This window comes from Sinomonas sp. T428B, from assembly GCF_056780155.1.
In genome coordinates this window covers 743,221-766,918 of record NZ_JBRAZR010000001.1, presented here as the reverse complement: position 1 = coordinate 766,918, position 23,698 = coordinate 743,221, and the positions used below count along the sequence as shown (strand labels likewise).

The 23,698-nt window shown below is 73.3% G+C and carries 24 protein-coding genes and 1 tRNA gene; 7 read left to right on the top strand and 18 right to left on the bottom strand.

Annotated elements, in window-relative coordinates:
• The first annotated feature begins 173 nt into the window (after nucleotides 1-173).
• Together ACUYMY_RS03650 and ACUYMY_RS03645 are read left to right on the top strand one after the other, a co-directional pair.
• Nucleotides 174-246, top strand: a tRNA-Thr gene (locus ACUYMY_RS03650).
• A 169-nt stretch (nucleotides 247-415) separates the two neighbouring features.
• Nucleotides 416-2,335, top strand: coding sequence for an amylosucrase (locus ACUYMY_RS03645; protein ID WP_481702276.1), 1,920 nt, complete (start codon nucleotides 416-418; stop codon nucleotides 2,333-2,335).
• Between the two features lie 69 nt (nucleotides 2,336-2,404).
• On the opposite strand, the gene ACUYMY_RS03640 is transcribed toward ACUYMY_RS03645, so the two are convergent.
• The 5 genes from ACUYMY_RS03640 to ACUYMY_RS03620 form a co-directional block, all read right to left on the bottom strand.
• Nucleotides 2,405-2,764, bottom strand: a complete 360-nt coding sequence (locus ACUYMY_RS03640; RefSeq protein ID WP_481702275.1) for an SPW repeat domain-containing protein — start codon at nucleotides 2,762-2,764, stop codon at nucleotides 2,405-2,407.
• 197 nt (nucleotides 2,765-2,961) lie between these two features.
• Nucleotides 2,962-3,444: a universal stress protein gene (locus ACUYMY_RS03635; protein ID WP_481702274.1), complete on the bottom strand. Its 483-nt coding sequence runs from the start codon at nucleotides 3,442-3,444 to the stop codon at nucleotides 2,962-2,964.
• 88 nt (nucleotides 3,445-3,532) lie between these two features.
• The gene (locus ACUYMY_RS03630) at nucleotides 3,533-4,102 is read right to left on the bottom strand and encodes a DUF6328 family protein (protein ID WP_481702273.1); all 570 of its coding nucleotides are present in this window, start codon (nucleotides 4,100-4,102) and stop codon (nucleotides 3,533-3,535) included.
• Nucleotides 4,083-4,352 carry a DUF7218 family protein gene (locus ACUYMY_RS03625; protein WP_481702272.1) on the bottom strand — a complete coding sequence of 90 codons (270 nt, stop codon included), beginning with the start codon at nucleotides 4,350-4,352 and terminating at the stop codon, nucleotides 4,083-4,085. The genes ACUYMY_RS03630 and ACUYMY_RS03625 overlap by 20 nt, the downstream gene beginning before the upstream one ends.
• Nucleotides 4,353-4,434: 82 nt before the next feature.
• Nucleotides 4,435-5,910: a PfkB family carbohydrate kinase gene (locus ACUYMY_RS03620; RefSeq protein WP_481702271.1), complete on the bottom strand. Its 1,476-nt coding sequence runs from the start codon at nucleotides 5,908-5,910 to the stop codon at nucleotides 4,435-4,437.
• Between the two features lie 182 nt (nucleotides 5,911-6,092).
• Here ACUYMY_RS03620 and ACUYMY_RS03615 point away from each other — a divergent pair, with 182 nt between their 5' ends.
• Nucleotides 6,093-7,226 carry a glycosyltransferase family 9 protein gene (locus ACUYMY_RS03615; RefSeq protein ID WP_481702270.1) on the top strand — a complete coding sequence of 378 codons (1,134 nt, stop codon included), beginning with the start codon at nucleotides 6,093-6,095 and terminating at the stop codon, nucleotides 7,224-7,226.
• On the opposite strand, the gene ACUYMY_RS03610 is transcribed toward ACUYMY_RS03615, so the two are convergent.
• The 7 genes from ACUYMY_RS03610 to ACUYMY_RS03580 form a co-directional block, all read right to left on the bottom strand.
• Complete coding sequence (locus ACUYMY_RS03610) at nucleotides 7,223-7,912, bottom strand: SDR family oxidoreductase (RefSeq protein ID WP_481704945.1); 690 nt, start codon at nucleotides 7,910-7,912, stop codon at nucleotides 7,223-7,225. The genes ACUYMY_RS03615 and ACUYMY_RS03610 overlap by 4 nt on opposite strands.
• Nucleotides 7,913-8,091: 179 nt before the next feature.
• Entirely contained in the window at nucleotides 8,092-9,516 is a 1,425-nt protein-coding gene (locus ACUYMY_RS03605) for a PfkB family carbohydrate kinase (protein WP_481702269.1), read from the bottom strand.
• Nucleotide 9,517: 1 nt separating this feature from the next.
• Nucleotides 9,518-10,246 (bottom strand): D-sedoheptulose-7-phosphate isomerase, encoded by a 729-nt coding sequence (locus tag ACUYMY_RS03600; RefSeq protein WP_481702268.1) that lies wholly within the window; start codon nucleotides 10,244-10,246, stop codon nucleotides 9,518-9,520.
• Nucleotides 10,246-11,532 carry a glycosyltransferase gene (locus ACUYMY_RS03595; protein WP_481702267.1) on the bottom strand — a complete coding sequence of 429 codons (1,287 nt, stop codon included), beginning with the start codon at nucleotides 11,530-11,532 and terminating at the stop codon, nucleotides 10,246-10,248. The genes ACUYMY_RS03600 and ACUYMY_RS03595 overlap by 1 nt, the downstream gene beginning before the upstream one ends.
• On the bottom strand, nucleotides 11,529-12,560 hold the full coding sequence (locus ACUYMY_RS03590) for a glycosyltransferase (protein WP_481702266.1): 1,032 nt from the start codon (nucleotides 12,558-12,560) through the stop codon (nucleotides 11,529-11,531). Before ACUYMY_RS03590 ends, ACUYMY_RS03595 begins: the two co-directional genes overlap by 4 nt.
• Complete coding sequence (locus ACUYMY_RS03585) at nucleotides 12,560-13,618, bottom strand: glycosyltransferase family 9 protein (protein WP_481702265.1); 1,059 nt, start codon at nucleotides 13,616-13,618, stop codon at nucleotides 12,560-12,562. The genes ACUYMY_RS03590 and ACUYMY_RS03585 overlap by 1 nt, the downstream gene beginning before the upstream one ends.
• On the bottom strand, nucleotides 13,615-14,208 hold the full coding sequence (locus ACUYMY_RS03580) for a D-glycero-alpha-D-manno-heptose-1,7-bisphosphate 7-phosphatase (RefSeq protein WP_481702264.1): 594 nt from the start codon (nucleotides 14,206-14,208) through the stop codon (nucleotides 13,615-13,617). The genes ACUYMY_RS03585 and ACUYMY_RS03580 overlap by 4 nt, the downstream gene beginning before the upstream one ends.
• 116 nt (nucleotides 14,209-14,324) lie before the next feature.
• On the opposite strand from ACUYMY_RS03580, the gene ACUYMY_RS03575 reads away from it, so the two are divergent.
• Nucleotides 14,325-15,269, top strand: a complete 945-nt coding sequence (locus ACUYMY_RS03575) for a glycosyltransferase family 9 protein (protein WP_481702263.1) — start codon at nucleotides 14,325-14,327, stop codon at nucleotides 15,267-15,269.
• A 12-nt stretch (nucleotides 15,270-15,281) separates the two neighbouring features.
• Here the strand turns inward: ACUYMY_RS03575 and ACUYMY_RS03570 are convergent, their stop codons facing one another.
• Together ACUYMY_RS03570 and ACUYMY_RS03565 are read right to left on the bottom strand one after the other, a co-directional pair.
• Nucleotides 15,282-16,043 (bottom strand): sigma-70 family RNA polymerase sigma factor, encoded by a 762-nt coding sequence (locus tag ACUYMY_RS03570; protein ID WP_481702262.1) that lies wholly within the window; start codon nucleotides 16,041-16,043, stop codon nucleotides 15,282-15,284.
• A gap of 46 nt (nucleotides 16,044-16,089) precedes the next feature.
• On the bottom strand, nucleotides 16,090-16,764 hold the full coding sequence (locus ACUYMY_RS03565) for an SDR family oxidoreductase (RefSeq protein ID WP_481702261.1): 675 nt from the start codon (nucleotides 16,762-16,764) through the stop codon (nucleotides 16,090-16,092).
• Between the two features lie 310 nt (nucleotides 16,765-17,074).
• Between ACUYMY_RS03565 and ACUYMY_RS03560 the strand changes: the two genes are divergently transcribed.
• Nucleotides 17,075-17,488 (top strand): hypothetical protein, encoded by a 414-nt coding sequence (locus tag ACUYMY_RS03560; RefSeq protein ID WP_481702260.1) that lies wholly within the window; start codon nucleotides 17,075-17,077, stop codon nucleotides 17,486-17,488.
• Nucleotides 17,489-17,609: 121 nt separating this feature from the next.
• On the opposite strand, the gene ACUYMY_RS03555 is transcribed toward ACUYMY_RS03560, so the two are convergent.
• Nucleotides 17,610-18,575, bottom strand: coding sequence for a DNA topoisomerase IB (locus ACUYMY_RS03555; protein WP_481702259.1), 966 nt, complete (start codon nucleotides 18,573-18,575; stop codon nucleotides 17,610-17,612).
• Nucleotides 18,576-18,718: 143 nt separating this feature from the next.
• Between ACUYMY_RS03555 and ACUYMY_RS03550 the strand changes: the two genes are divergently transcribed.
• Nucleotides 18,719-19,621 carry an SDR family oxidoreductase gene (locus tag ACUYMY_RS03550; protein WP_481702258.1) on the top strand — a complete coding sequence of 301 codons (903 nt, stop codon included), beginning with the start codon at nucleotides 18,719-18,721 and terminating at the stop codon, nucleotides 19,619-19,621.
• A gap of 117 nt (nucleotides 19,622-19,738) precedes the next feature.
• Here the strand turns inward: ACUYMY_RS03550 and ACUYMY_RS03545 are convergent, their stop codons facing one another.
• A complete protein-coding gene (locus ACUYMY_RS03545) occupies nucleotides 19,739-20,257 on the bottom strand; it encodes a hypothetical protein (protein WP_481702257.1) in 519 nt (172 codons plus the stop codon).
• Between the two features lie 158 nt (nucleotides 20,258-20,415).
• On the opposite strand from ACUYMY_RS03545, the gene ACUYMY_RS03540 reads away from it, so the two are divergent.
• Nucleotides 20,416-22,203 (top strand): glycoside hydrolase family 15 protein, encoded by a 1,788-nt coding sequence (locus ACUYMY_RS03540; RefSeq protein WP_481702256.1) that lies wholly within the window; start codon nucleotides 20,416-20,418, stop codon nucleotides 22,201-22,203.
• Here the strand turns inward: ACUYMY_RS03540 and ACUYMY_RS03535 are convergent.
• The gene (locus ACUYMY_RS03535) at nucleotides 22,189-22,722 is read right to left on the bottom strand and encodes a very short patch repair endonuclease (protein ID WP_481702255.1); all 534 of its coding nucleotides are present in this window, start codon (nucleotides 22,720-22,722) and stop codon (nucleotides 22,189-22,191) included. The genes ACUYMY_RS03540 and ACUYMY_RS03535 overlap by 15 nt on opposite strands.
• 75 nt (nucleotides 22,723-22,797) lie before the next feature.
• Nucleotides 22,798-23,652 (bottom strand): aldo/keto reductase, encoded by an 855-nt coding sequence (locus ACUYMY_RS03530; protein WP_481702254.1) that lies wholly within the window; start codon nucleotides 23,650-23,652, stop codon nucleotides 22,798-22,800.
• Nucleotides 23,653-23,698 lie beyond the last annotated feature (46 nt).

Genomic DNA, 23,698 nt, shown 5'->3' with positions numbered 1-23,698 from the left:
GCGCCCCATCGGGCCGCTGAACTCGCCGCGTACGCGAGGTGAACACCCCTGGCCTGCAAGCGCGTTGCCGTCCCGGGCCGGGGCGGGCGGCCGCGGGGGCCCGTTTTGACCGCGAGCGCCGGGCTCGTCTAGAGTAGACACTCGGTGGAACCGCCCCGGCGGTCCAGCCGGTTGCCTCCTTAGCTCAGCCGGTAGAGCGTCTCACTCGTAATGAGAAGGTCAGCGGTTCGATCCCGCTAGGAGGCTCACACACGCGAAGAACCCCTTCCCTCGGGAAGGGGTTCTTCGCGTTTCCAGGGCGGTGATGGCGCGCCACGACAGCCACTCCCGTCACAGTTTCACTCCCGCCGACGCGAAAGTAACGTAGGCCACACGGTCCGTCCGGGCCGATGCCGACCGGCCGAGGAGGAGCCCCATGGCGGAGACCGCCACCGTCGAGCAGCAGCCCCGCGAGCACGCGCTCGCGGCGCTCGAGGCCGCGGAGGGCCTCGAGCGTTCGGGGCCAGAGTGGGAGGCCTTCCGCCGCCGCTTCGACGAGCACTTCGCCGACCTCGCCGGCCTCTTCGGGCAGCTCTATGGTCAGCGCGGCGACTGGCTCGAGCACCTGAGCGCGCTCGTCGTCGAGTGCGCGGCCTCGTGGCAGCGCCGGCCCGCCGAGCTCAAGGAGCTCGACGCACGGCGGGACGCGAACCCCGGCTGGTTCCAGTCCCGCGAGATGCTCGGCGGGGTGTGCTACGTGGACCGCTACGCGGGCAGCCTCGCAGGCCTGCGGGACCACATCCCGTACTTCAAGGAGCTCGGCCTGAGCTATCTGCACCTCATGCCGCTCTTCCTCGCCCCGGAGCCGAACTCCGACGGCGGCTACGCGGTCTCGAGCTACCGGGTGGTCGACCCCCGGCTCGGCACGATGGACGAACTGCGGGAGCTCGCCGCCGAGCTGCGCTCGAACGGCATCAGCCTCGTCGTGGACTTCATCTTCAACCACACCTCGAACGAGCACGACTGGGCACGGCGCGCAGCCGCCGGGGAGCCCGAATTCTCGGACTACTACTGGATCTTCCCCGACCGGACGATGCCGGACGCCTACGAGCGCACCGTCCGGGAGATCTTCCCCGACGACCACCCTGGCTCCTTCGTCCCGATGCCGGACGGCCGCTGGGTCTGGGCCACGTTCCACACCTTCCAGTGGGACCTCAACTACTCGAACCCGGCCGTGTTCCGTGCGATGGCCGGCGAGATGCTGTTCCTGGCCAACCAGGGCGTCGACATCCTGCGCATGGACGCCGTCGCCTTCATCTGGAAGCGGCTCGGCACGACCTGCGAGAGCCTGCCGGAGGCGCACTGGCTCCTGCGCGCCTTCAACGCGGTGTGCCGGCTCGCGGCCCCCTCGCTCCTGTTCAAGTCGGAGGCGATCGTGCACCCCGACGAGGTCGTGACGTACATCGACCCAGCCGAGTGCCAGATCTCCTACAACCCCCTCGAGATGGCCCTCACATGGGAGGCACTCGCGACCAGGGACGCGTCCCTGCTCTCCCAGGCGCTCGAGCGCCGGCACAACCTCCCCGAGGGCACCGCCTGGGTCAACTACGTGCGCAGCCACGACGACATCGGCTGGACGTTCGCGGACGAGGACGCCGCCGAGCTCGGCATCAACGGCTTCGACCACCGCCGCTTCCTCAACCGCTTCTACGTCAACCGCTATCCGGGGAGCTTCGCGCGCGGCGTGCCCTTCCAGGACAACCCCCGCACGGGCGACTGCCGCATCTCCGGCACGACGGCGTCCCTGTGCGGCCTCGAGGACGCCGCCGACGTCGACGCAGCGGTCCGGCGGATCCTGCTCGCCCACTCTGTGGCGATCAGCACGGGGGGCATCCCGCTGATCTACCTCGGCGACGAGGTCGGCCAGCTCAACGACTACCGCTACGCCGAGGAGCCCGGGCACGAGGCCGACAGCCGCTGGGTCCACCGGCCGCGCTACCCCGCCGAGCGCTACGCCCGCCGCAACGACCCCTGGAGCCCCGAGGGCAGGATCTACGCGGGCCTGCGGAAGATGCTCGCCGTCCGCGCCAGGACGCCCGAGTTCGAGGGCAACCGGCTCGTGGACTTCGCGTCAGGGAACAGGCACGTGCTCGCATATCAGCGCCCCGGCCAGTTCGGCGCCGTGCTCGTCCTCGCCAACTTCTCGGACGGGCCCCAGCACATCGCCCCGCTCACGCTCTCCGGCTTCGACCCCGACGCCGAGGACCTCTTCACGGGACTCGTCGTGCCCCTCGGGGACGGGGTCACGCTGCCCCCGCAGGAAGTCGCGTGGCTGCGGGTCCGGAGCCGCACGTAGGGCAGGACCCCGGGCATGAGGCGGCCGCGGCGCGCAGTGCGCCGCGGCCGTTCAGTGGATTGACGCCGCTCAGTGCGAGGGCATCGCCCGGTGGTGCCGTGCATCCATGGCCGGCTTGATCGCTGCGGCCGTCACGCCTGCGGCGACGAGACCTGTGATCCAGGACGTCCAGGACGCGCCCACCTGGGAGGTGTACATGCCCATCCAGGGGGACAGGAACAGCAGGACGCCGCACGCGGCCTGTGCGTACTCGAGCCACGGAGTGCCCGGCATGGCCAGGTTGAGCACGCCCGTGACGATCAGCAGGACGCCGAAGACGAGCATGAGCGTCATCGATGTGGGCGTCTGCCTGGTCCACAACACCGAGAGCGCCGTGTAGAGGCCCGCCGCGATCGCGACGTAGTCTTCCCAGCGCGTCCACTTCTTCATAGGTGCCTCCGATCTCTCACGCCCCCGGCCTCCCGGGGGAGCCGGTCAGTGGTGGGTCGGTGCACAGAGGCGCCGGCGCCTGAAGCCGCTGGCCGACTCCAGTACACGCCCGGCGGGCAGCCCTGTAAAGGCCCCGTGGTCAAGCGACGCCTCTGTGACGGCGACCGCGGCGGCTTCGGGTGGGGCGTGCGCGGGGCTCACATCGGCGGGCCGGGAACGGCGGCGCTCCCCGGCCTGCTTCCCCCGGCGTGCAGCACGAGCACGGGGACTTCGGCATGCTCGGCGCAGGCCCGGCTCACGGAGCCGAGGAGCATGCCCATGAAGCCTCCGAGGCCACGCGAACCCACGATGAGCAGGCTGGCCCCGCGGCTCTCCCCGATGAGGGTCGGCGCCGGCCTGCCATGCACGAGCCGAACCTCGAGGCCCTCGGGCCGCTCGTCGCCGAAGGCCTCGGACAGCGCGCCCTCGAGGACCATCCTGGCATCCTCCTCCGGGTCCCACTCAATCCCCGCGGCGTCGATGAACCCGGCATTGGGAACGTGCCACGCGGCGACGGCGATGATCGGCCCGCCGAGGATCGGGACGAGGCGCGCGGCCCAGCGCAGGGCTTCAATGGACAGCGGTGAGCCGTCCACGCCCACGACGATCCCGCGGCCACGCGTGGGGAACCCGTCCGCCATGCTCTGACGGTAGGCCTCGGGAGGCCGGGCGGCTAGGGGCAGGCGGCCCCGCCCAGCCCTGGCCGGCCACCCGAGGCGAGTTCAGCCGTCAGGCTTCCGTCTCGCGCTCCGGCTGGTCGGCCGGCACGTAGCCGTTCCCCGACTTGCGGCTCAGGGAGGCCGGGACGCCGAGGAACAGCACGAGGCACAGCACGAGGAGGCAGCTGCCCGCGATCCACGACTCCGGCCGCCCCAGCACCGTGTCGAAGATAAGGGCCGTGGTCCCGACGATGAGAACGCACGCGAGCGCGAGGCCGAGCTTGGCCGCCCAGGCGCCGCTGTTGACGAGCCGGTTCTTGACCTGCCGCCGGAAGAGCCAGCGGTGCACGCTCAGCGGCATGAGGACGACGGCGAGCGCCGACGCGGCCGTGAGGACCATGGCGAGGTAGAGCCACACGCCGTAGGTGTCCAGCTCGGTGAACCGCGCCTGGAACGGCAGGGTCAACAGGAAGCCGGCGATCAGCTGGAGCCCGGTCTGCAGGATGCGCAGCTCCTGGAGGATCTCGCCCCAGTTCCGGTCCAGCTTCTCGGCGTACGTCTCGCGGCGCCTGTACTCGTCTGCCGGGGGGTCCTCCTTCTTCCGGACGTCCGCCCCCGGGTCAGTGATTCCGGAGGGCATCGATCAGCTCAGCCTTCTTCATCGACGAGTACCCGGACAGGCCGAGCTCCTTGGCGCGCTTGCGCAGCTCGTCCACCGTGCGGTCCTCGTAGTCCTGGGCCTTGCCTCCGCGGCTTCCGACCTTCTTCTTGCCCTCCTTCGCGGAGGCGTTGGAGATCCGGGCCGCCTTCTCCTTCGAGTTGCCCTCGTCGCGGAGCTTCTCGTACAGCTTCGGGTCCTTGAGGCTCGATGGCGTCTTCTTGCCTGGCATCGCCGCCACTCCTTCTTTCCCATCCCATGGGCACGCGTTGCGTATCCATCGGTGCCCGAGCCCGCATGAAGCGGACAGAGGACTATTCCCCCGGCGCGGGAACCTCACACTGCTCGGACTCGGGGACGGAGCCGGCGCCGTCCACGTAGCCGAGCATCTCGAGCCGCCCGTCGCAGTCCTCGACGGCGGCGGACTCGGCGAGCATGCCGGGCAGGTAGTCGCCGCCCTTCACGTAGACGTCTGGGCGCAGGGCGCGGATGATCGGCACGGCCGTCTCGGAGTCGAACACGAAGGCGTGGTCCACGGCGGCGAGGGCCGCGACGACGGCGGCGCGGTCCTTCTCGCCCACTGCCGGCCGGGCGCCACGGAGCCGCCGCACGGACGCGTCCGAGTTGACGCCCACGATCAGCAGGCCGCCCAGCTGCGCGGCCTCGGCGAGGAACGAGGTGTGGCCGCGGTGGAGTCCGTCGAAGATCCCGTTCGTGAGCACGATGCGCATGCCGTGCGCGCGTGCCTCCTCGGCCGCGCGGAGCACGTCCTCCCAGGCCTCGACGCCGCGCGCGGCAGCGCCCTCGAGGCCCCGCAGGCCGAGCGCCAGCCGAGCCGCGCTGCACGTGGACGTCCCCGGCGACTCGACGACGGCGTCGGCCGCTGCCTGCCCGACGTCGGCGGCGTCGTCGACCCCGAGGCCGGCGGCGAGCGCGAGCGCGAGGCCCGCGACGAACGTGTCTCCCGCCCCCACGGCATTCTGCTCGGGGGCCGGGTGGGCCAGCGTGCGGTGCCTAGCGCCGCCCTCGCCGAGGAGCACGGTCCCGTCCCGGTCGAGGGTCACGATCGCGTGGCGCGCGCCGGTGGCGTGCACGATCTCGGACGCGTGCTCCGACGCCCACCGCTCGCGCTCCTGCCGGGGCGGCTCGGAGCCGAGCAGGGCCGCGGTCTCGGCCGCGTTCGGCGTCGCGACGTCGGCGTGAAGGCTCGCCCACTCGCCGACCCGGCGCGCGTCGACGATGAGGATGGGCGCCGTCTCGCGGACGCGGGCGCGGTCGAGCGCGGCGAGCGCGCCGAGCCCGTAGTCGCAGAGCACGACGGCGTCGGCGCCGTCGAGCGCGGAGACCGCCCGTTCCGCGACGGCCGCCGCCTCGTCGGGGTCCGCCGGCCGGCACGTGTCGGCCCGCAGGAGGAGCTGCCCGTCGGCGACGAGCCGGGCCTTGACCGCGGTGCTCCGCCCGGGAAGCCGGACGAGCTCGTCGGTCCCGACCCCGGCCGCCTCGAGGCGTGCCGCGAGCGCCCGGCCCGGCTCGTCGTCGCCCACGACCCCCACGAGCCGCACCGTGGCGCCGAGGGACGCGAGGTTCATCGCGGTGTTGCCCGCGCCGCCCGGCGCGTCCACGATCCGGGCGACGTCGAGCACCGGGACGGGCCCCTCACGGCAGAGCCGCTCGCTCGTGCCCTCGAAGCGCCTGTCGAGCACAAGGTCGCCGAGGACGGCGATCGTGGGCGGGCGCCGGCGCAGGGCGGCGAGGAGCTGGTCGGCGGCGCGTGGATCGACGGTCGTCATAAATCCTCCCTCGAAGTCGTGGGGCCCCGTCCGCCCGGACGGGGCCGTTGCTGCCTGTCGCGTTGCCGCGTGTCGCGGATTGGCTTACCCCGCTGGCGGGTACGGCAAGCGTGAGTCGAGCACGAACGCAGCAAGCACGAACGCTGCAAGCACGAACGCAGCACGAGCATCCAGGAGGAAGCATGCAGTCCCGCAAGCACCAGGCCCCCTCCCTCACGGCGGCGGAGCCTCCCTTCGAGGACGTGCGGCGCCTCGCCGTCCTGCGCGGCGGCGGGATCGGTGACCTCATGGCGGCGCTCCCGGCGCTCGACGCGCTGCGGGCGGCGTACCCGGACGCGGAGATCGTCATGCTCACGACGCCGCTGCTCGCCGCCCTCATGGAGGGCCGCCCCGGCCCCGTGGACCGCACCGTCGTCGTCCCGCTCTTCCCCGACGCTGAAGGGCCGGGTGGGATGCGCTGGTGGGACGACGCGAGCACTCTCGGGCTGATCGAGGACGTTCGCGACGGCGGGGTGGACCTCGCGGTCCAGCTGCACGGCGGGGGCCGCAACTCCAACCCCTTCCTCCTGGCCCTCGGCGCCCGGCACACCGCCGGCTGCGCGACCCCCGACGCACCGCGCCTCGAGCGCTGGATGCCGCACGAGTACTACCAGCGGGAGCTCGACCGCTGGCTTGAGGTCGCCGCCCTCGCCGGCGCCCCGGCCGTGGGCTACGAGCCGCGAGTCCGGCTCCGGGACGAGGACCTGGCCGCCGCCGAGCCGTGGATCGACCCCGCGGCCCGGGGCCTCGTCGTCGTCCACCCGGGCGCGACGGACGTGCGGCGCCGCTGGCCCGCCGAGCGCTTCGCCGCCGTCGCCCGCGAGCTCGCCGAGGGGGGCTGGCAGGTGCTCGTCGTGGGCGACAACGGCGAGCGTGGCCTGGCCGAGGAGATCGTCGGGCGCGCGAACGGCCGTGCGGCGTCCGCCGCGGGCTCGGTGGCCTCGGCGGCGGGTCAGACAAGCCTTGCGGGCCTCGTGGGGCTGCTCGGCGCGGCGCGGCTCGTCGTCGCCAACGACAGCGGCCCCCGCCACCTCGCGGATGCCCTCGGCACGAGGACGGCCTCGGTCTTCTGGGCCCCCAACCTCGTCAACGCGGGGCCTCGCGGCCGCCGCCACCACCGCGTCCAGGTCGCGTGGCGCACGGGCTGCCCCGTGTGCGGCGCAGACGGCACGGACCATACGGCGGACCGGTGCGGCCACGAGGTGTCGTGGGTCGACGCGGTCCCCGTCGAGTCCGTGCTCGCCGACGCCGCGAGCCTCCTCGGCGGGCAGTCCTAGGGCCACGAGTCTTCCATGGAGCCGGCGACGAGGAGCTCGCGGACCTCGCACCCCTTCGGCTGGGACAGGACGAAGAGGACGGAGCGCGCGACGTCGGAGGGCCGGTTGAGGTTGGTCCGATCGTGCGGCTTGTACTGTTCCGGGCGGTCGTCGAAGAACGGCGTGTCCATGCCGCCGGGAATCAGGGTCGTGACCCCGACCCTGCCCTTGAGCTCGGCCGCGAGGGCCCGGCTGAAGCCGATGACTCCGAACTTCGAGGCGCAGTAGGCCGTCGCGCCGGCGGCGCCCCGGAGGCCGAGGGTCGAGGCGACCGTCACGACCCGCCCGTGCGAGCGCTCGAGGTAGGGCAGCGCGGCCCGCACGACGGCGGCCGTCCCGAGCAGGTTCACCCGGATGACGCGCTCCCAGTCCTCGGCGGGCACCTCGCCCAGCTCGCCGCACTTGTCCATCCCGGCGGCGCACACGACGGCGTCGAGGCCGCCCCATTCCTCGGCGGCGCGCACGACGGCGGCCTCGGCCGCCTCGCGCTCGGCGAGGTCCACCGTCCAGGCCTTGAGGGGCTCGGGGGCCGGCTGGCGGTCGAGGATGAGCGGCCTCGCGCCGACGGCGGTGGCCGCCTCGACGACCGCGGCGCCAAGGCCCGAGGCGCCGCCCGTGACGAGGATGCGGGCGCCCTTGAGCGACATCCCGCCGAGCCCCTCGGCGAGGGCTTGGGGCGCTGCGGCAGTGGTCTCGGGAATCTGGGTCGTCTCGGGGGCCTGCGTGGTCTCTGTCATGCTCGCGGTCCTTCCTCTCGTGTCGTGCTGAAGGCTGTCTGCCGTGGTGTGGGCGTGCGTGGTGTGCGTGGCGTGCGGGGGTGGGACCGTCAGCCGAGGCCGGCGATCGCCTCGGCGAGCAGCGTCGTCGACCGCCCCGGCTCGAGCGGGACCGTCACGGTCTGGCCGCCCCAGCGGCGCAGGACGGACGTCTCGGGGAGGTCCTCGGGGCGGTAGTCGCCGCCCTTGACCCACAGGTGGGGCCTGAGCCGGCTGATGGCCTGCTCGGGCGTGTCCTCGTCGAAGATCTCGACGGCGTCGACGCAGGCCAGGCCCTGGAGGAGCTCCGCGCGGTCGGCCTGGCCCATGACGGGCCGGCCCTCCCCCTTGAGCCGGCGCACCGAATCGTCCGAGTTGAGGCACACGATGAGGCAGTCGCCCATCGCCCGCGCGGCCTCGAGGAGGCGGAGGTGGCCCGCGTGCAGCAGGTCGAAGCACCCGCCGGCCGCGACGACCGTCCCGCCGAGCGCCCGGACGCGGCGGGCGAGGTCCACCGCGGGGCTCGCCGCGGACGCCGGCTCGCCGCCCTGGGCGGGTGCGGACGCCGTGCCCGCGGACGACGGCGCCTCGGGCACCGCGGGGCCGTCGCCGCCGTGGGGCGCGAGGGAGGAGACGCCGCCGCTCGCGAGGAAGGCGACGGCCGTCGCCACGCTCGCTTCCGCGGCGGCCTCGAGGGACTCGCCCCGGGCGAGCGCCGCGGCGAGGGCCGAGGCGAAGCGGTCCCCCGCGCCGCACGGATCCTCGATGCGCAGCCCCGCCGAGGGGACCGCGACGTGCGTCTCCCCGTCCGGGGAGCACACGAGCGCGCCGCGCTCGGCGAGCGTGACGATGACCGAGGCGGCCCCCCAACGACTCCGCAGGCGGGCGGCGGCCGCGGCCACGGCCCCGAGCTCGCGGACGTCCCGCCCCGAAAGCGCAAGCAGTTCGGGCAGGTTCGGCGTCACGGCCGCCGCCCCCGAGACGGGGCGGGCTCCGCGCTGGTGCGGGTCCCACACGAGCGGGACCCTTCGGGCCGCGGTCTCGAGGGCCGCGCGCAGGGCCGGGGACTCGGCGAGGCCGCGGCCGTAGTCGGCGACCACGATCGCGTCCACGCCCTCGAGCGCGGCGAGCATGCCAGCGTCGACACGCGGCTGTGGCTGCGGCGCGCAGCCCTCATCGATCCGGGCAATCCGCTGGCCGTCTGCCGTGACCCGCATCTTCACCGGCGTGGGTCCCGCGAGTTCGCCGGCGGCCAGCTCGACGCGGGCGAGCAGGCGGCGCAGGCGGTCGGCGGCGTCGTCCTTCGACAGCGCTGTGATGAGCCTGACGTCGTGGCCGTCGTCGGCGAGCAGCGTCGCGACGAGCCCGGCGCCGCCGGGGCGCTCGAGGCGCCTGCCGACGTCGACGACGGGAGCCGGCGCGTCGGGGCAGAGCCGGGCGGCGTGCCCGTGCAGGTCGATGTCCAGGAGGGTGTCCCCCACGACGGCGATCCTCATCTCACACGTCCCCTTCCTCGGCGTCTCGGGCAGCCGCCTCGGCCGCCCGCACGCACGCGTCGAAGCCCTCGCAGAGCGCGTGGATCGCCACGAGCTGGGACTCCTGGACATGGCAGTTGCGGGCCTCGAGGGCGAGGACCTCGTCGACCGCGGAGCCGAGCGGGTTGGGGACCGGCCCCGTGAGCGCCCAGCTCAGCGCCCCGCACTCGCGGGCGGCGCGGGCCGCGGCGAGGAGGTTGGCGCTCGCCCCGGACGTGGAGAGGAGCATGACGATGTCCCCTGGGCGGGCGTGGGCGCGCACCTGGCGGGCGAAGACCTCGGCGTAGCCGTAGTCGTTGCCGATCGCCGTCACCGAGGACGTGTCGGCGTGGAGCGCGATCGCCGAGAACGGGGTGCGCTCGCCGTCGTACCTGCCTACAAGCTCGGCGGTGAGGTGCTGGGCCTCAGCCGCCGAGCCGCCGTTGCCGGCCACGAGGAGCCGGGAGCCCTGGCCGAGCCGCTCGGCGAGCACGGCGGCCCACCGCGCGAGGAGCGCGGAGTGCTCACGCAGCACCTCGAGCGACCGGGCCGAGGCGGCGATGTGCTCCTCGATCCCGCGCTCGAGCTCGAGCGCGACGGGCCGGAGGGAGGTGGCGACTGGGGCTCGGGCGCCGGACGGGGAAGGTCCGGGGGCGGCGGCGAGTCCTGCAGGCCGGGGCGGCCAGGGGCCAAGCGAGGCGGCTGCGCTCATCAGTGTGCTCCTTCGACGCGCCGAAGACGGCTCCTGGAGGCCTCGACATCCGCGGCCGGTCGTTCCCAGTGGTCGCGCATCGCGCGGTACACCCGCTCGGTGTCCGCCGCGACCCGGTCCCACGTGTAGCGCGAGCGGGCCCGGTCGACGCCGGCGGCTCCGAGGGCGGCGCGAAAGTCGGCATCGTCTGCCAGCCGTCCGATCGCCTCGGCGACGGCCGCGGGGTCGCGCGGGGGCACATGCAGCCCCGTGACGCCGTCGACGACGGTCTCGCTGAGCCCCCCGACCGCGGCGACGATGAGCGGGACCCCGCTCGCCATGGCCTCGAGGGGCACGATCCCGAACGGCTCGTACCAGGGGGTGCAGACCACGGTGTCCATGCTGCGCATGAGCGCCGGCATGTCGTCCCGCGCCACCTGGCCGGCGAAGATGACCTGGCCCTCGACGCCGAGCGACTCGGCGAGGGCCCGCAGCCGGCGCACCTCGGGGTCCGAGGCGATGCGGTCCTTGGGCACGGCCCCGCCGACGACGACGAGCTCGATGTCCTTGCGCCCCCTCGCCGCGAGCAGGCCGAGTGCCTCGACGACGGTGTCGACGCCCTTGCGCGGAACGAGCCGCCCGATCGCCGCGAGCCGCAGCCGCGAGCCGCGCGGCCGCGCCGGGCCCTCTGGCGTGAACCTCGAGGTGTCCACTCCGCACGGGACGATGGAGATGCGCCGCTGGCTCACCCCCAGGGCGCGCAGCTCGAAGGCCTCGTCGGGGCAGGTTGCGATGACGCGGTCCACGCTGCGGGCGACCCACGGCTCGAGCGTGGCCCGCTCCTCCGGGCTCGTGTCCTCGACCCCCTGGTGCCGCTTCTTGACGACGCCGAGGGCGTGGAACGTCTGGGCGACGGCGGGCAGCGGCAGCCCGAGGCGCTGCAGCGCGCCGACGGCCTCGATGCAGGCGATGCCGGACATCCAGAAGTGGCCATGGACGACGTGCGGCGGGTCCTCGGCCCAGTACCGGGCGATGTTCTCGGCGAACTCGGGGATGTACGGCAGCAGGCGGTCCTTCGAGACGGCCTGGGCCGGGCCGGCGTCGACGTTCACGAGGGCGACGCCGGAGGGCAGGACCTGCTCCCAATGGAGCCGCTCGCTGTCCCGGCGCGTGAACACCGTCACCTCGTTGCCGCGGCGGACGAGGGCCGCAGCGAGCTCGGCGACGTGGATGTTCTGGCCGCCTGCGTCCTCGCCGCCGACCGCCGCGAGCGGACTCGCGTGTTCGGAGACCATCGAGATCTTCATGTGCTGCTCCTCGTCTCGCTGAGGGCCGGGGCTGGGGCCCGGTCCTGACTTCCCGATTCACTGCCCGCGGACATCTCGGCGAGCACGCCGTCCCAGTCCGCCAGGAAGCGTTCCAGCCCGTAGCGGGCGAGGGCGGCCTCCCGCGCCGCGAGCCCCGCGGCGCGCGCCGCCTCGGGGTCCGCCACGAGCGCGGCCGCCGCGGCGGCGAGTTCGGCGGGGCTCGAGCTGACCAGCCCCGTCCCCGGCGGCAGCGCCCGGAACGCCTCGGTGGATCCGACGGCGATCACGGGCATCCCCGCGTGCATGGCCTCGATGAGGGCCAGGCCCAGCGAGGTCCACCGGAAGGGGTGCAGGTAGGCGCGACGGCGGGCGAGCTCGGCGTGGAGCCGCGGCGGCGGGACGTCGCCGGCCCACTGCAGCCTCTCGGGTCCCAGCCCGGTGGCCTCGTGCAGGCCGTCCCCGCCCATGCCGAAGACGTCGAGCGGGGCGGCCGCGGCGAAGCCGGCCAGGAGGTCGGTCCCGGCCGTCCGGCCGCGGCGCACGGGCTCGTTGACGGCGACTGCGAGCCGGCCGAGCTCCCCCGTGTAGAGGTAGCCCGGGTCCGGCACACCGTGCTCGACGACGTGCACCGGCGCGATGCCGCTGTCCCACAGGAGCGCGTTGAAGTGCGTCACGTGGACGATGGGGATGTCCGTCTGGTCCGCGAGGGCGTGCCTCGTGTCCGGGACGGAGCCCTTCGGGGTGTTGTGCTCGACGTAGACCGCCGGCACGTCGACCCCGGGCCGCAGCCCCGTGAGCCCTTCGACCCGATCGGCCTCGCCGGGACGCTGGAGCACGACGGCGTCGATTTCCGCCGCCCGCTCGGCGAGCTGCTCCGCCGTCGCCTCGACCGCACGGGGCCAGTCGCGCCCGCCCCGGCCGAGGCCCCACGGGCCGCGTGCGGCGTCGACGGGGAGCACGTACTCGTGCCGGCCGCGGACGAACGCGTCGGTCCAGCCGCCGTGGACATGCCACAGGAGGATGCGCATCAGCCCACCACCTCGCTCTCGCGGGCAGGGAGCGCCTCGAGCGCCGCAAGGGCGTCCCGCGGGGACACGCCGGCCAGGCACGGGTGGCCCTCGACCGGGCACTCGCGTGCCCGGGTGCCGGCGCATGGGGCATCCTGCTGGCCGAGGAGCATGACGGGCGCTCCGCGGGGGGCCCACGAGGCGGCCGAGACCACCGGGGAGAAGAGGCTCACGACGGGAGTGCGCACGGCGGCGGCGATGTGGGCCGGGCCCGTGTTGCCCGCGACGACGGCCCGGGCGCCGGCGAGCAGCACGGTGAGGGCCATGATGTCGGTCTTCCCGCCGAAGTCGAGGCCGTGGCTGCCGGCCACGCGGGCGGTGAGCCCCCGCTCCGCGGGGCTGCCGGTCACGACGACCGTCGTGCCCTGCGCATCGAGGAGGCGGACGAGCTCGGCGGCGTTCAGTGCAGGCCAGGCCCTCGCGGGGACATCGGCACCGGGATGGACGACGACGTACTCCCCCGCCGGGGGCAGGCCGGCCGTGAGCAGGTCGCCCTCGGCGAACCCCGCCGCCGGTTCCGGGACCGCGAGCGCCGGGAGCCCGTCGTCGTGCGCCGGAAGCCGGAACCCCGCCGCCACGACGATGCCGAGCGCGCGGTCGACCTCGTGGAGCCCCCAGGGAAGGTCGCGGCTCGTGACGCGCACGTCGAGCAGGCTTCCCGGATAGTCCTCGGACAGGCCCGTGATGCGCCGGACGCCGCAGCGGCGCAGCTCGAGCGCGAGCGGGAGGGGCGACTGGTGGAACGACGTGAGGATGACGGCCTCGTCGACGGCCGCATCGGCGACGAGTCGCTCGAGCACTGCGAGGTGCTCGGCCGTCGGCGCGGCGGGCGGATTGCCGATCCAGGGGCAGTCCCACTCGAGGTGCTCGGCCACGCCCGGAAGCAGGGGCGCGAGCGCGCTCCCGCGGGGGCCCGTGAGGAGGACGACCTCGGCGTGCGCCGCGACCGCCCGGATGGCGGGGCCAGCCAGGACGAGGTCCCCGAGGCTGTCGAGGCGGGCCACGAGGACGCGCTTCATCGCATCCCTCCAGCCTCGACGGAGGCAGGCACGGCGGCGCGGCCTGGGGAGAGGGCGAGTCCGACGGCGGCGACCAGGTCCGGCGCCACGGCCGGCGCCTCGGCGACCTCGTGCGGGAGGGTGATGGGGGTCGGCACGAGGATGCCGCGAGCGCCGGCGGCCAAGGCGGCCGCCATGTCCGCGCCGATGTCGCCCACGAGGACCGTCTCGGCCGGCTCGACGCCGAGGTCCCGGCACGCGGCGAGGACCATCCCTGGGGCTGGCTTGCGGCACTCGCAGCCGTCCTCGGGCGCGTGTGGGCACAGCTGCCATGTGCCGAACGGCCCCAGCAGCTCGTCGACGCGGGCGTTGACGGCGTCGACCTGTTCTCGACTCACGAGGCCGCGGCCGATGCCCGACTGGTTCGTGACGACGCCGAGCGCGATGCCCGCCTCGCGGAGCCTGGCCAGGGCCTCAACGGCCTGCGCCACGGGCTCGACGAGCGCGGGATCGCCGTTGTAGGGGACGTCATGGATGAGGGTGCCGTCCCTGTCGAAGAGGACGGCCGCGCAGGGTCGCGGACCGGTGGTGCCCAGACGATGCGTGTGCATGGGAGGGCACTTCCCGAAGACAGGTAGACTAAACCATCTCTATAGAAGGCGCCCTCGGCGCCCCGCGAGTCTTGCAGCGGGCTCATCCGTTCCACGCACGTCTTCCGGAGGCTCTCATGGGCGAGGGTTCGGCCCCTCCCGTCCTGCTCGCGCTGCGCGCGCTCAAGCTCGGCGATCTCCTCGTCGCGGTTCCCGCGCTGCGCGGACTCCGCGCGGCCTTCCCCGAGCACACCATGGTCCTCGCCGCGCCCGGCTGGCTGGGCGACGTGCTGCCGCTCATCGGCGGCATCAACGTCCACCTGCACACCCCGGGCCTCGACGGCCCCATCCCCTGGGAGGGCGACGTCGACGTCGCCGTCAACCTGCACGGGACGGGCCCCGAGAGCTACGAGCGCCTCGACGAGCTATCCCCGCGGCACCGGATCGCCCACGAGGGCTACGGCTGGTCGGGCCCCCTCTGGGACTGGAGCCTCCATGAACGGGAGCGGTGGCCGCGCCTCCTCGCCTGGCACGGCATCCCTGCCGATCCCCAGGACTACCGGCTGTGCATTCCCGAGACCGAGGCGCCGGCTCACGGGGCCACGATCATCCACGTCGGCGCTGCCCACGGCAGCCGAAAGTGGCCCGCCGAGAGGTTCGGGGCCGTCGCCGCGCAGCTGCGGCGGGCGGGCCATGACATCCGCATCACTGGTGGCCCGGCCGATCGGCCGCGCGCGGAGGAGGTTGCGAGCATCGCCCAACTGCCGCCGAGCGCCGTCGTTGCCGGCCAGTGGAGCATCGCGGAGTTCGCGGCGGCTGTCGCCGCGGGCAAGCTCGTGGTCACGGTCGACACGTCCGCCGCGCATTTCGCCACGGCCTACCGCACCCCGTCGGTCGTCCTGTTCGGCCCCGCCACGCCACAGCAGTGGGGGCCGCCCGCGGACGGCCCCCACATCGTGCTCACCGACGAGTCGCGGCGGGTCGGGGACGTCTTCGGCGAGGAGCCGGACCCGGCGCTCCTGGCCGTGTTCCCCGGCCACGTGCTCGACGCCGTCGAGCAGCTCGAGCTCGAGATCTCGTGACGGGCCGGCGGGCTAGGCGGCCATCCGGCGGCGGAGCCTGTCGAGCAGGCGCCTGAGGAGCCGCGAGACCTGCATCTGGCTGACGCCCAAGGTCTCGGCGATCTCGTCCTGCGTCATCTCTCGGACGAAGCGCAGGTAGAGCAGGCGCCGGTCGTCCTCACTGGCGTCCTCGAGCGCGCTCGAGAGCGACTGGAGCGTGTCCACGCGCTCGTACCCGGTGTCGATCTCGCAGGGGACGAACGAGGTCCGCCGCTCTTCGGGATCGTCCGCCCCATCGCCGTGCTCGATGCGCTGGATGACGAGGGACGAGTCGGCAATCTGCGCCTCAGCCACGTCCGCGGCTGGGATTCCGATCGTCGCGCTGAGCTCGGCCGTGGTGGGCTCGTGCCCGAGCTCCTGGGTGAGCCTCGGCCGGAGGGAATTGATCTTGAGCCGCAGCTCCTGGATCGAGCGCGGGGGGCGGACCATCCAGGACTGGTCGCGTAGATAGCGCTTGAGCTCGCCCGCGATCGTGGGCACGGCGTAGGGGACGAAGCCATGGCCGATGCTCGCCCGGTAGCGCTGGGCAGCCTTCATGAGCCCAAGCCGGGCGACCTGACGCAAGTCTTCGGCGTCGTGCCCCGGGCACCGGAAGCGCCTGGCGAGCGCGTCGGCCACTCCGAGGTACTCGACGGCGAGATCCGCGGCCGAGCCGGTCTCGGGCCCGGGTATCTCGGGCTCCGGATCAGCTGCCGGCGCGACCTGGGCCGCCCGGGGGTGGTGGACTGGCTTCATGAGGGAACTCCTTCTGGGGTAGGAGTGGGCCATCATCGGGGCTGGGCTAGCGCGCGTCCTGTAAGTCGCGCGCCACGCCGAGGATCGAGCCGGTGACACGCCGTGACTCCTGTGAGGCCAGGTAGACGAAGACGTCGAGTTCCTCGTCGTCGTCCACGGGGGGCCCCAGGAGATAGGGGCCGAGCTGGCTGGTGTCTGTGGCAATCCGTGTGGGTGCCGCCGCCACAGCGTTGACGCGGATTCCCCGCCGGGCTAGGACCTCCGCCCAGCCCTGCGTCGTGTCCAACACGGCTCCGGCGAGCGCCTCGAGCGCTGGCTGGGTGCCGCGGGAATGAGACGAATAGAGGACGGTGTTGATGATGCTCGCTCCGGGCTCCATGGCGGCCAGCGCCGCCTCGGTGCTCGTCACGAGAAGGCTCATGGATTCGGCAAGCGCCCGTTCCACGGCCTGAGGTGCCGAGGTGCTGATATCCCGCGGGAGGTCCGCGGGGCCCGTGTTGATGAGGACGTCGATCCCACCGAGTCTGGCCACTGCCTCGTCGGCGGTCGCTGTGCCATCTGCGGCCGTGAGATTCCCGCCGTGGACCTGCTCCTCAGAGAAGGTCCGTACCCATACGAGCGCTCCTGCCCGGGCCAAGACTGCCTTCAGCCTCGCCGCGAGGCCGCCGTCTTCTCCCGCGATGAGCACCTTGCGGTCCTCGAGACGGGCTGGTCCGGACATCAGGATGGCTCCTACGGTCGGTGGACGTTCACTGGCTGCGGACGTTCACAGCGTTAGACCTGGCGCCCCACTTCCTCCTTTTCTCCTCGTTCACCTAATTCACGGTAGGCCTACCCGAAACGGGGGAACAAGGCTTCGAGAAGAAGCTTCCCTGATGCTGTTCGGGCTCCAGAGGTCCTCAACTCTTGGACTGTCTGCCAGTGTTCTCACAGGTGGCGCGGTGGGGAGCGCGCTCAGGGTTTACCCCCGCCGCAAGAGGGTAAACACGCCTAAGACGGCCTCCCTCGAGGCATCAAGGCAGGAGGAACTGATGACCGGCATCCACTCCCACCCCGAGCATGAACCCGAGCACGAGGCCGCGCGCCGGCAGCCCCGCGAGGAGCCCGAGGCCTACGAGGACCGTCCAGGCGCCGAGGGGCAGCTGGACGCTGAGCCCGGCAAGCCGATCCCCCGCAACGCGGAGGACGACGACGCGCCGGGCCGCGCGGACGTCACCCCAGCCTCCCAAGGGGTGGGGGCTATCTACGGCGATGCCGGGCGCACTCCCAACCCGGGCCCCGTCAAGCCCCCGGGGCCGGTCGACCAGGCCGCGATGGACGCCGTCGCCGAAGAGTACGAGGTGGGCCAGACCGAGGAGGGCGAGCGCTACCTGACCCCGCGCGACGAGGACACGGAAGCGCCGCGCACGACCGACGACTTCCCCGACCGGTCCCCGGGCGCCTAGCGGCGACGGCGCCTCTGGGCGCACGGGTTGTCCGGAAGGCGGCGGGCAGGGGCTGGGGCCCTGCCCGCCGCCTTGTACTGTGCCTTCGACAAACGCCGCCGACAAACCCCGGCCCGTACAGCTAGCGGCCCGCGCCCATGTCCTGGAGCAGGCGTGCGACGGCGGCCTCGGACCGGCTCGTCGCCGGGACGGCCCTGCCCTGCTGATACGCCGTGTGGAGCCGCGGGTCGAGGTAGGAGGATCGCGCGACAGCCGGTGTGTTGTGCAGCCACGCCGCGGCCTTCTTGACGGCTCCCCGCCAAGCCACATCCTCACCCTCGCCGGCCTCGAGGCTCTGCGCGAGGGCGTAGGCTGCGAGGACTGTCGCTCGCCAGGTCCGCAGATCCTTCGCGCTCACGCTCATCCCCGCGCACTCGCGGAGGTAGGCGTTGAGGGCGGAGGCGCCGATCGGGTGGAAGCCCTGCTCGTCCTCGTACCCGAGGGCGTGGGCGGTGGGCCCGCCCGCCGGCAGCGAGCGCAGGTACTGGGCAAGATCCGCGTCGGTGAGCTCAAGGGTCCACTGCAGGCCGGATTTGCCGGGGAAGTCGAAGGCGATGCGGTCGCCGTCGAGCTCGACGTGGCGGCGCTGGAGCGTCGTGACTCCGTAGGTCCCGTTCTCCCGGGCGTAGCGGCGCCCGCCCACGCGCATCCCGAGCCGGTCCACGAGGCGCAGGCCCGCGGCGAGGGCCTGGAGCCGGGGGCCGCGGGCCCCCCGCAGGTCCGACGTCACCCGGCGGCGGACGGCCGTGATCCTTCCGGCGAGTTCGAGCGCCCGCTGGAACTTCCGCGCGTCCTGCCGCTCGCGCCACGAGGCGCGGTAGATGTACTGGGTCCGCCCGGCGGCGTCGACCCCGCGCGCCTGGACGCGGGACCTCGGCGAGGCGGCGATGCGCACGTTCCGCCACGCCGGCGGGATCGCGAGCGAGCGGATGCGCTCGAGATCCTCCTCGGAGGTGATGCGCCGCCCGTCGGCGTCCCGGTAGGTGAAGCCGCGGCCGGCGCGGCGGCGGATCCAGACGCTGCGCGGGGATGATCGTGCACGGGCCACGGGCAGATTCCTACCCCCTGGTAAGGCACGCGAACCATCTTGGCGGAAGGCGTCGACGGCCCTTCCGTAGCGGCCCGCCTCGGCCTACCGTGGCCATGGGTCCAGTAGCGGCCCTTCCCGCCATCGACCGTGTGGAGTCTGCCATGAACGAGACCGATTCCCCTGACAGCACAGCAGCCGACGACCCCCGCACAGCCCATGGGACGGGCGACCTGCCGAAGCAGGAGCAGGAGCCCCCCGGCACGACGGCCGAGACGACCCCGCGCCCCGAGCATGGGGAGAAGACCTACGAGGGCCATGGCCGCCTCGCGGGACGCGCCGCGCTCATCACCGGCGGCGACTCCGGGATCGGGCGCGCCGTCGCGATCGCCTTCGCCCGAGAGGGCGCGGATGTCGCCTTTACGCACCTGCCCGAGGAGGCCGACGACGCCGCCGAGACCGAGCGCGAGATCGTCGCCGCCGGGCAGCGCGCCGTCGTTATCGAGGGCGACCTCCGCGACGAGACGGTGAGCGCGTCGCTCCCGGAGCGGGTCCTGCGCGATCTGGGCCGTCTCGACATCATCGTGCTCAACGCGGCGTACCAGCAGGCGCGCGACGGCCTCGACTCGGTGCCCACCGAGGAGTTCGACCGCGTGCTGCGCACGAACCTGTACAGCCAGTTCTGGACGCTGCGGGCCGCGCTCCCGCGCCTCGCTCCGGGCGCCTCGATCATCATCACGAGCTCGATCCAGGCGGCCCAGCCCTCGGGGGGCCTCTTCGACTACGCCATGACGAAGGCCGCGCAGGTGGCGCTCGTGAAGGCTCTCGCGCCGGAGCTCGGGCCCAAGGGCATCCGCATCAACGCCGTGGCGCCGGGGCCGATCTGGACGCCGCTCATCCCCTCGACTGGCTGGCCGGACCATATCTCCGAGTTCGGCCAGGACACTCCCCTGGGCAGGCCCGGCCAGCCGGCCGAGCTCGCCGCGGCCTACGTCCTCCTCGCCTCGGATGAGGGAGGCTACATCTCGGGGGCCGTGCTGCCCGTCACGGGGGGCAAGCCCTTCTAGCCCCTCGAGCTCTTCTCACCTGCAGGCTTCCCGTGCTGGGGCGCGGAACAGCGCGGCGGGTCCGGTGCAGCGGGCCCGCCGCGCCTCCGGGGCTTCTGCGCTGTCGGGCGACGGCGGTCAGGCGCGCCGGTCGCCGGGATCCGGGTGCCGGCGGGTCTCCGTGTCGTCGTGCCGGAGGTCGGCCGCGCGGGCGTCGGCATCGGGGTCGCGGGGCATCGAGCGCGGACCCATGTCTTCCCGGCCCACGGTGTCGTCGCGGCCCGTCGTGTCCCGGGTCCTCGCATCGCGGTCGCGGTCCGTGTCGACCCGCGGATCCATCTTGTCCGCCTTGCGGCGCTGCTCCTCGATGCGCTCTCGCTCCTCGCGGGCGGTCGCCGTGCCGTCGGTGGCCTCGCGGCGCAGCCGCTCGGCCTCGACCTCGGCCTGCTGGGCCCGGGCCCGCGCTTCCATGGTCTTCGCCTCGCGCTCGCGCACGGCCAGCTCGCTCTCGGCCGCCTCGTTCCGCAGGGTCTCGGCCCGCTCGTGCTTGCGTTCCTCGATCTTGGCCCGCCCCTTCCGGGACACGAGCGCCACGGCCACGAGGGCCGCGAGGACGATCACGATGATGATGATCCATGTCGTCACGGTGGCGTCCATGGGTCCACCTCCTCGGTGTGTCTGCCCTTGAGGACTACCCGCCGAGGCGCAGGCTCAACCACGGCCGCCCCCAAATGCGCCCGCGGCGCAGGCAGGGCGCGCTCCACTCCCAGCAAACCACCGGCCCCATTCGAGGGTGCGTGCGCTAGGGTGCGGCCATGTCTCGGATCGAAGACTACGCGCTGCTGGGCGACCTCCAGACGGCCGCCCTCGTCGGACGGGACGGCTCGATCGACTGGCTGTGCCTGCCGCATTTCGACTCGCCCTCATGCTTCGCCGCGCTCCTCGGGACGCCCGAGCATGGCCGGTGGCGGCTCGCCCCGGCCGGATCGGTCGAGTGCACCTCGCGCCGCTACCTGCCGGGGACGCTCGTGCTCGAGACGACGTGGCGCACGGATGCCGGCGAGGTGCGGGTTCTGGACTTCATGCCGCCGCGCGACGGCGTCGTGGACCTGGTCCGGATCGTCGAGGGCGTCAGCGGCGACGTCGACATGGAGTGCGACCTCGCGCTGCGCTTCGACTACGGGCACGTCGTGCCGTGGGTGCGCCGCCGCGCCGGCGTGCTGCACGCCGTCGCCGGGCCGGACGCCGCCTACCTGACCACGACGGCGCCGCTCGTCGGCCGCGGGAAGCGCACGGCGTCGTCGTTCACCGTGAGCGCGGGCGAGAGGGTGCCCTTCGTGCTCACGTGGCGCCCGAGCCACGAGGACTACACGCCGCGGCCCGACGTCGGGGAGTCCCTCGAGCGGACCCTGGCCTTCTGGAGCGAATGGACCGGACGCTGCCGCATGCACGGGCCGTGGAAGGAGGCCGTGGACCGCTCCCTCATCACGCTCAAGGCGCTCACCTTCGAGCCCACGGGTGCCATCGTGGCCGCCGCGACGACGTCGCTGCCCGAGTGGCCCGGCGGGGAGCGGAACTGGGACTACCGGTTCTGCTGGCTCCGCGACTCGACACTGACGCTCCAGCCCCTCCTCGCGGCGGGCTACACCGACGAGGCCGTCGCGTGGCGCGAATGGCTCCTGCGCGCGGTGGCCGGGGATCCCGCGGACCTGCAGATCATGTACTCGATCACGGGCCGACGCCGGCTCCCCGAGGTCAGGCTCGACTGGCTCCCGGGCTTCGACGGCGCCTCCCCCGTGCGTACCGGCAACGCCGCCGCGGAGCAGCTCCAGCTGGATGTGTGGGGCGAGGTGCTGGACGTCCTCGCGCTCACGCGCAATGCGCTCGGCTCCGGCGACGACGCGTGGGACCTGCAGACCGCGCTCATGAAGCATCTCGAGAGAATCTGGCGCGAGCCCGACAACTCCCTGTGGGAGATGCGCGGGCCGCGGCGCCACTTCACGCACTCGAAGGTCATGGCCTGGGTCGCCGCCGACCGGATGGTCAAGGGAGTTGAGGCGGGCCTTCCCGGCCCGCTCGAGCGCTGGCGGGCCGTGCGCGAGGAGATCCGGGCGGACGTCCTGGCCAACGCCTTCGACCCGTCAGGGAGCCACTTCGTGCAGTCCTACGGCTCGGTCGAGCTCGATGCGGCGCTCCTGCTCATCCCCCGGGTGGGCTTCCTGCCGTATTCGGATCCCCGCGTCATCGCGACCGTCGAGGCGGTCCAGCGCGAGCTCAGCGCCGACGGCTTCCTCCTGCGCTACCGCACCGAGTCCCCCGTCGACGGGCTCCCGCCGGGTGAGGGCGTGTTCCTCGCGTGCTCGTTCTGGCTCGTCACCGCGCTCGTGGGGATCGGCCGCGACGTCGAGGCGCGCGAGCTGTTCGAGCGCCTCATCGCACTGAGCAACGACGTGGGCCTCCTGAGCGAGGAGTACGATCCGAGGACGGGCCGCCAGCTGGGGAACACGCCCCAGGCCTTCAGCCATTTCGGCCTCATCAACGCGGGCCTCGCCCTCGAACACGGCAGCCCGTCGAGCGACGAGCACCCCTCAGCGTCCCGCTGACGGTGCGCGCACGGCCTCGGCGATCCGGCGGGCGACCTCGTGCGGGTCCTCGTGGCTCCAGAAGCGCAGAACGCGCCAGCCCGCCTCGCCCAGCAGGGCGCTCGTCTCGACGTCGCGCTCGCGGTTGCGGGCGATCTTGGGCCGCCAGTAGTCCACGTTCCGGGCGGGCTCGATGTAGTGCTCGGGGCAGCCGTGCCAGTAGCAGCCGTCGATGAACACGGCCACGCGCGCCCGCGTGAAGACGAGGTCCGCGGTGCGCCGCAGCCGGGGCTCGGGCCGGTACGCGACGCGGTAGCGCAGGCCCATGGCGTGCACCGCGCGGCGGACGGCGAGCTCGGGCGCCGTGTCCCGCGAGCGGTTGCCGAGCATGGTCTTGCGGATCGCCGGCGTCGAGGCCCACGACGCCGTGCCCTCCTCCGCGCCGGGCGGCGCAGCGCCGACCCCGGCGCCGGGCGGGGCGGACGACGGCGGTGCGCCGCCGCCGTCGTCCGCCCCAGCCTCACGCTGTGCCTGGCTCATGCGGCCAGAGTACAAGCCCAGGGGCCACCTCCTGGAGGCGGCCCCTGGGGGGATGCGTCGGGGCGGGTGCGCCCGTCAGGCGAAGTCGGCCGTCGCGGGGTCGGCGCCGATGCGGCCGGCCGCACCCTTGTCGAGGGCCTCGATCGCGGCGAGATCCTCTGTATCGAGCTCGACGCCCAGCGAGGCCCAGTTCTGGGCGATGCGCTCGGGCGTGACGGACTTCGGGATCACGACGTTGCCGAGGGCGAGGTGCCACGCGATGACGGCCTGCGGGACGCTCACGCCGTGCTTGTCCGCGATCGCGGCCAGGACCGGGTCGGCGAGCAGGTCCTTGCCCTGGCCGAGCGGGGACCAGGACTCGTGCAGGATGCCCTTGGCCTCCTCGATGCCGCGCAGCTGGGCCTGCGGGAAGTACGGGTGCGTCTCGACCTGGTTGATGACCGGCACGACGCCGGTCGCACGCTCGATCTCCTCGAGCGCCTCGACAGTGAAGTTGGAGACGCCGATCGAGCGGACCCGGCCGGACTCCTTGAGCTTGATGAGCTCCTCCCACGTCTCGAGGTAGAGGCCTCGCTTGGGCTGGAGCCAGTGGATGAGGTACAGGTCCACGTACTCGAGGCCGAGCTTCTCGAGCGAGGCCTCGAAGGCGGGGGCCACCTTCGCGCGGCCCTGGTCGGCGTTCCAGAGCTTGGTGGTGATGTACAGGTCCTCGCGGGCCAGGCCCGCGGAGGCGATGGCGCGGCCCACGCCCGCCTCGTTGCCGTAGATCGCGGCCGTGTCGATGTGGCGGTAGCCGACCTCGAAGGCCTCGCCGACCACGCGCTCGGCGACGGCGTCCTCGACCTGCCACACGCCGTAGCCGAGCTGCGGAATGGTGTTGCCATCGTTGAGTGCGAGCACGGGGGACGTCAGGGTCTCAGTGGAAGTCATGCGCTCCATCCTTCCACCGTGAAGCCCGGAAGGAAGGGGCAGAGAC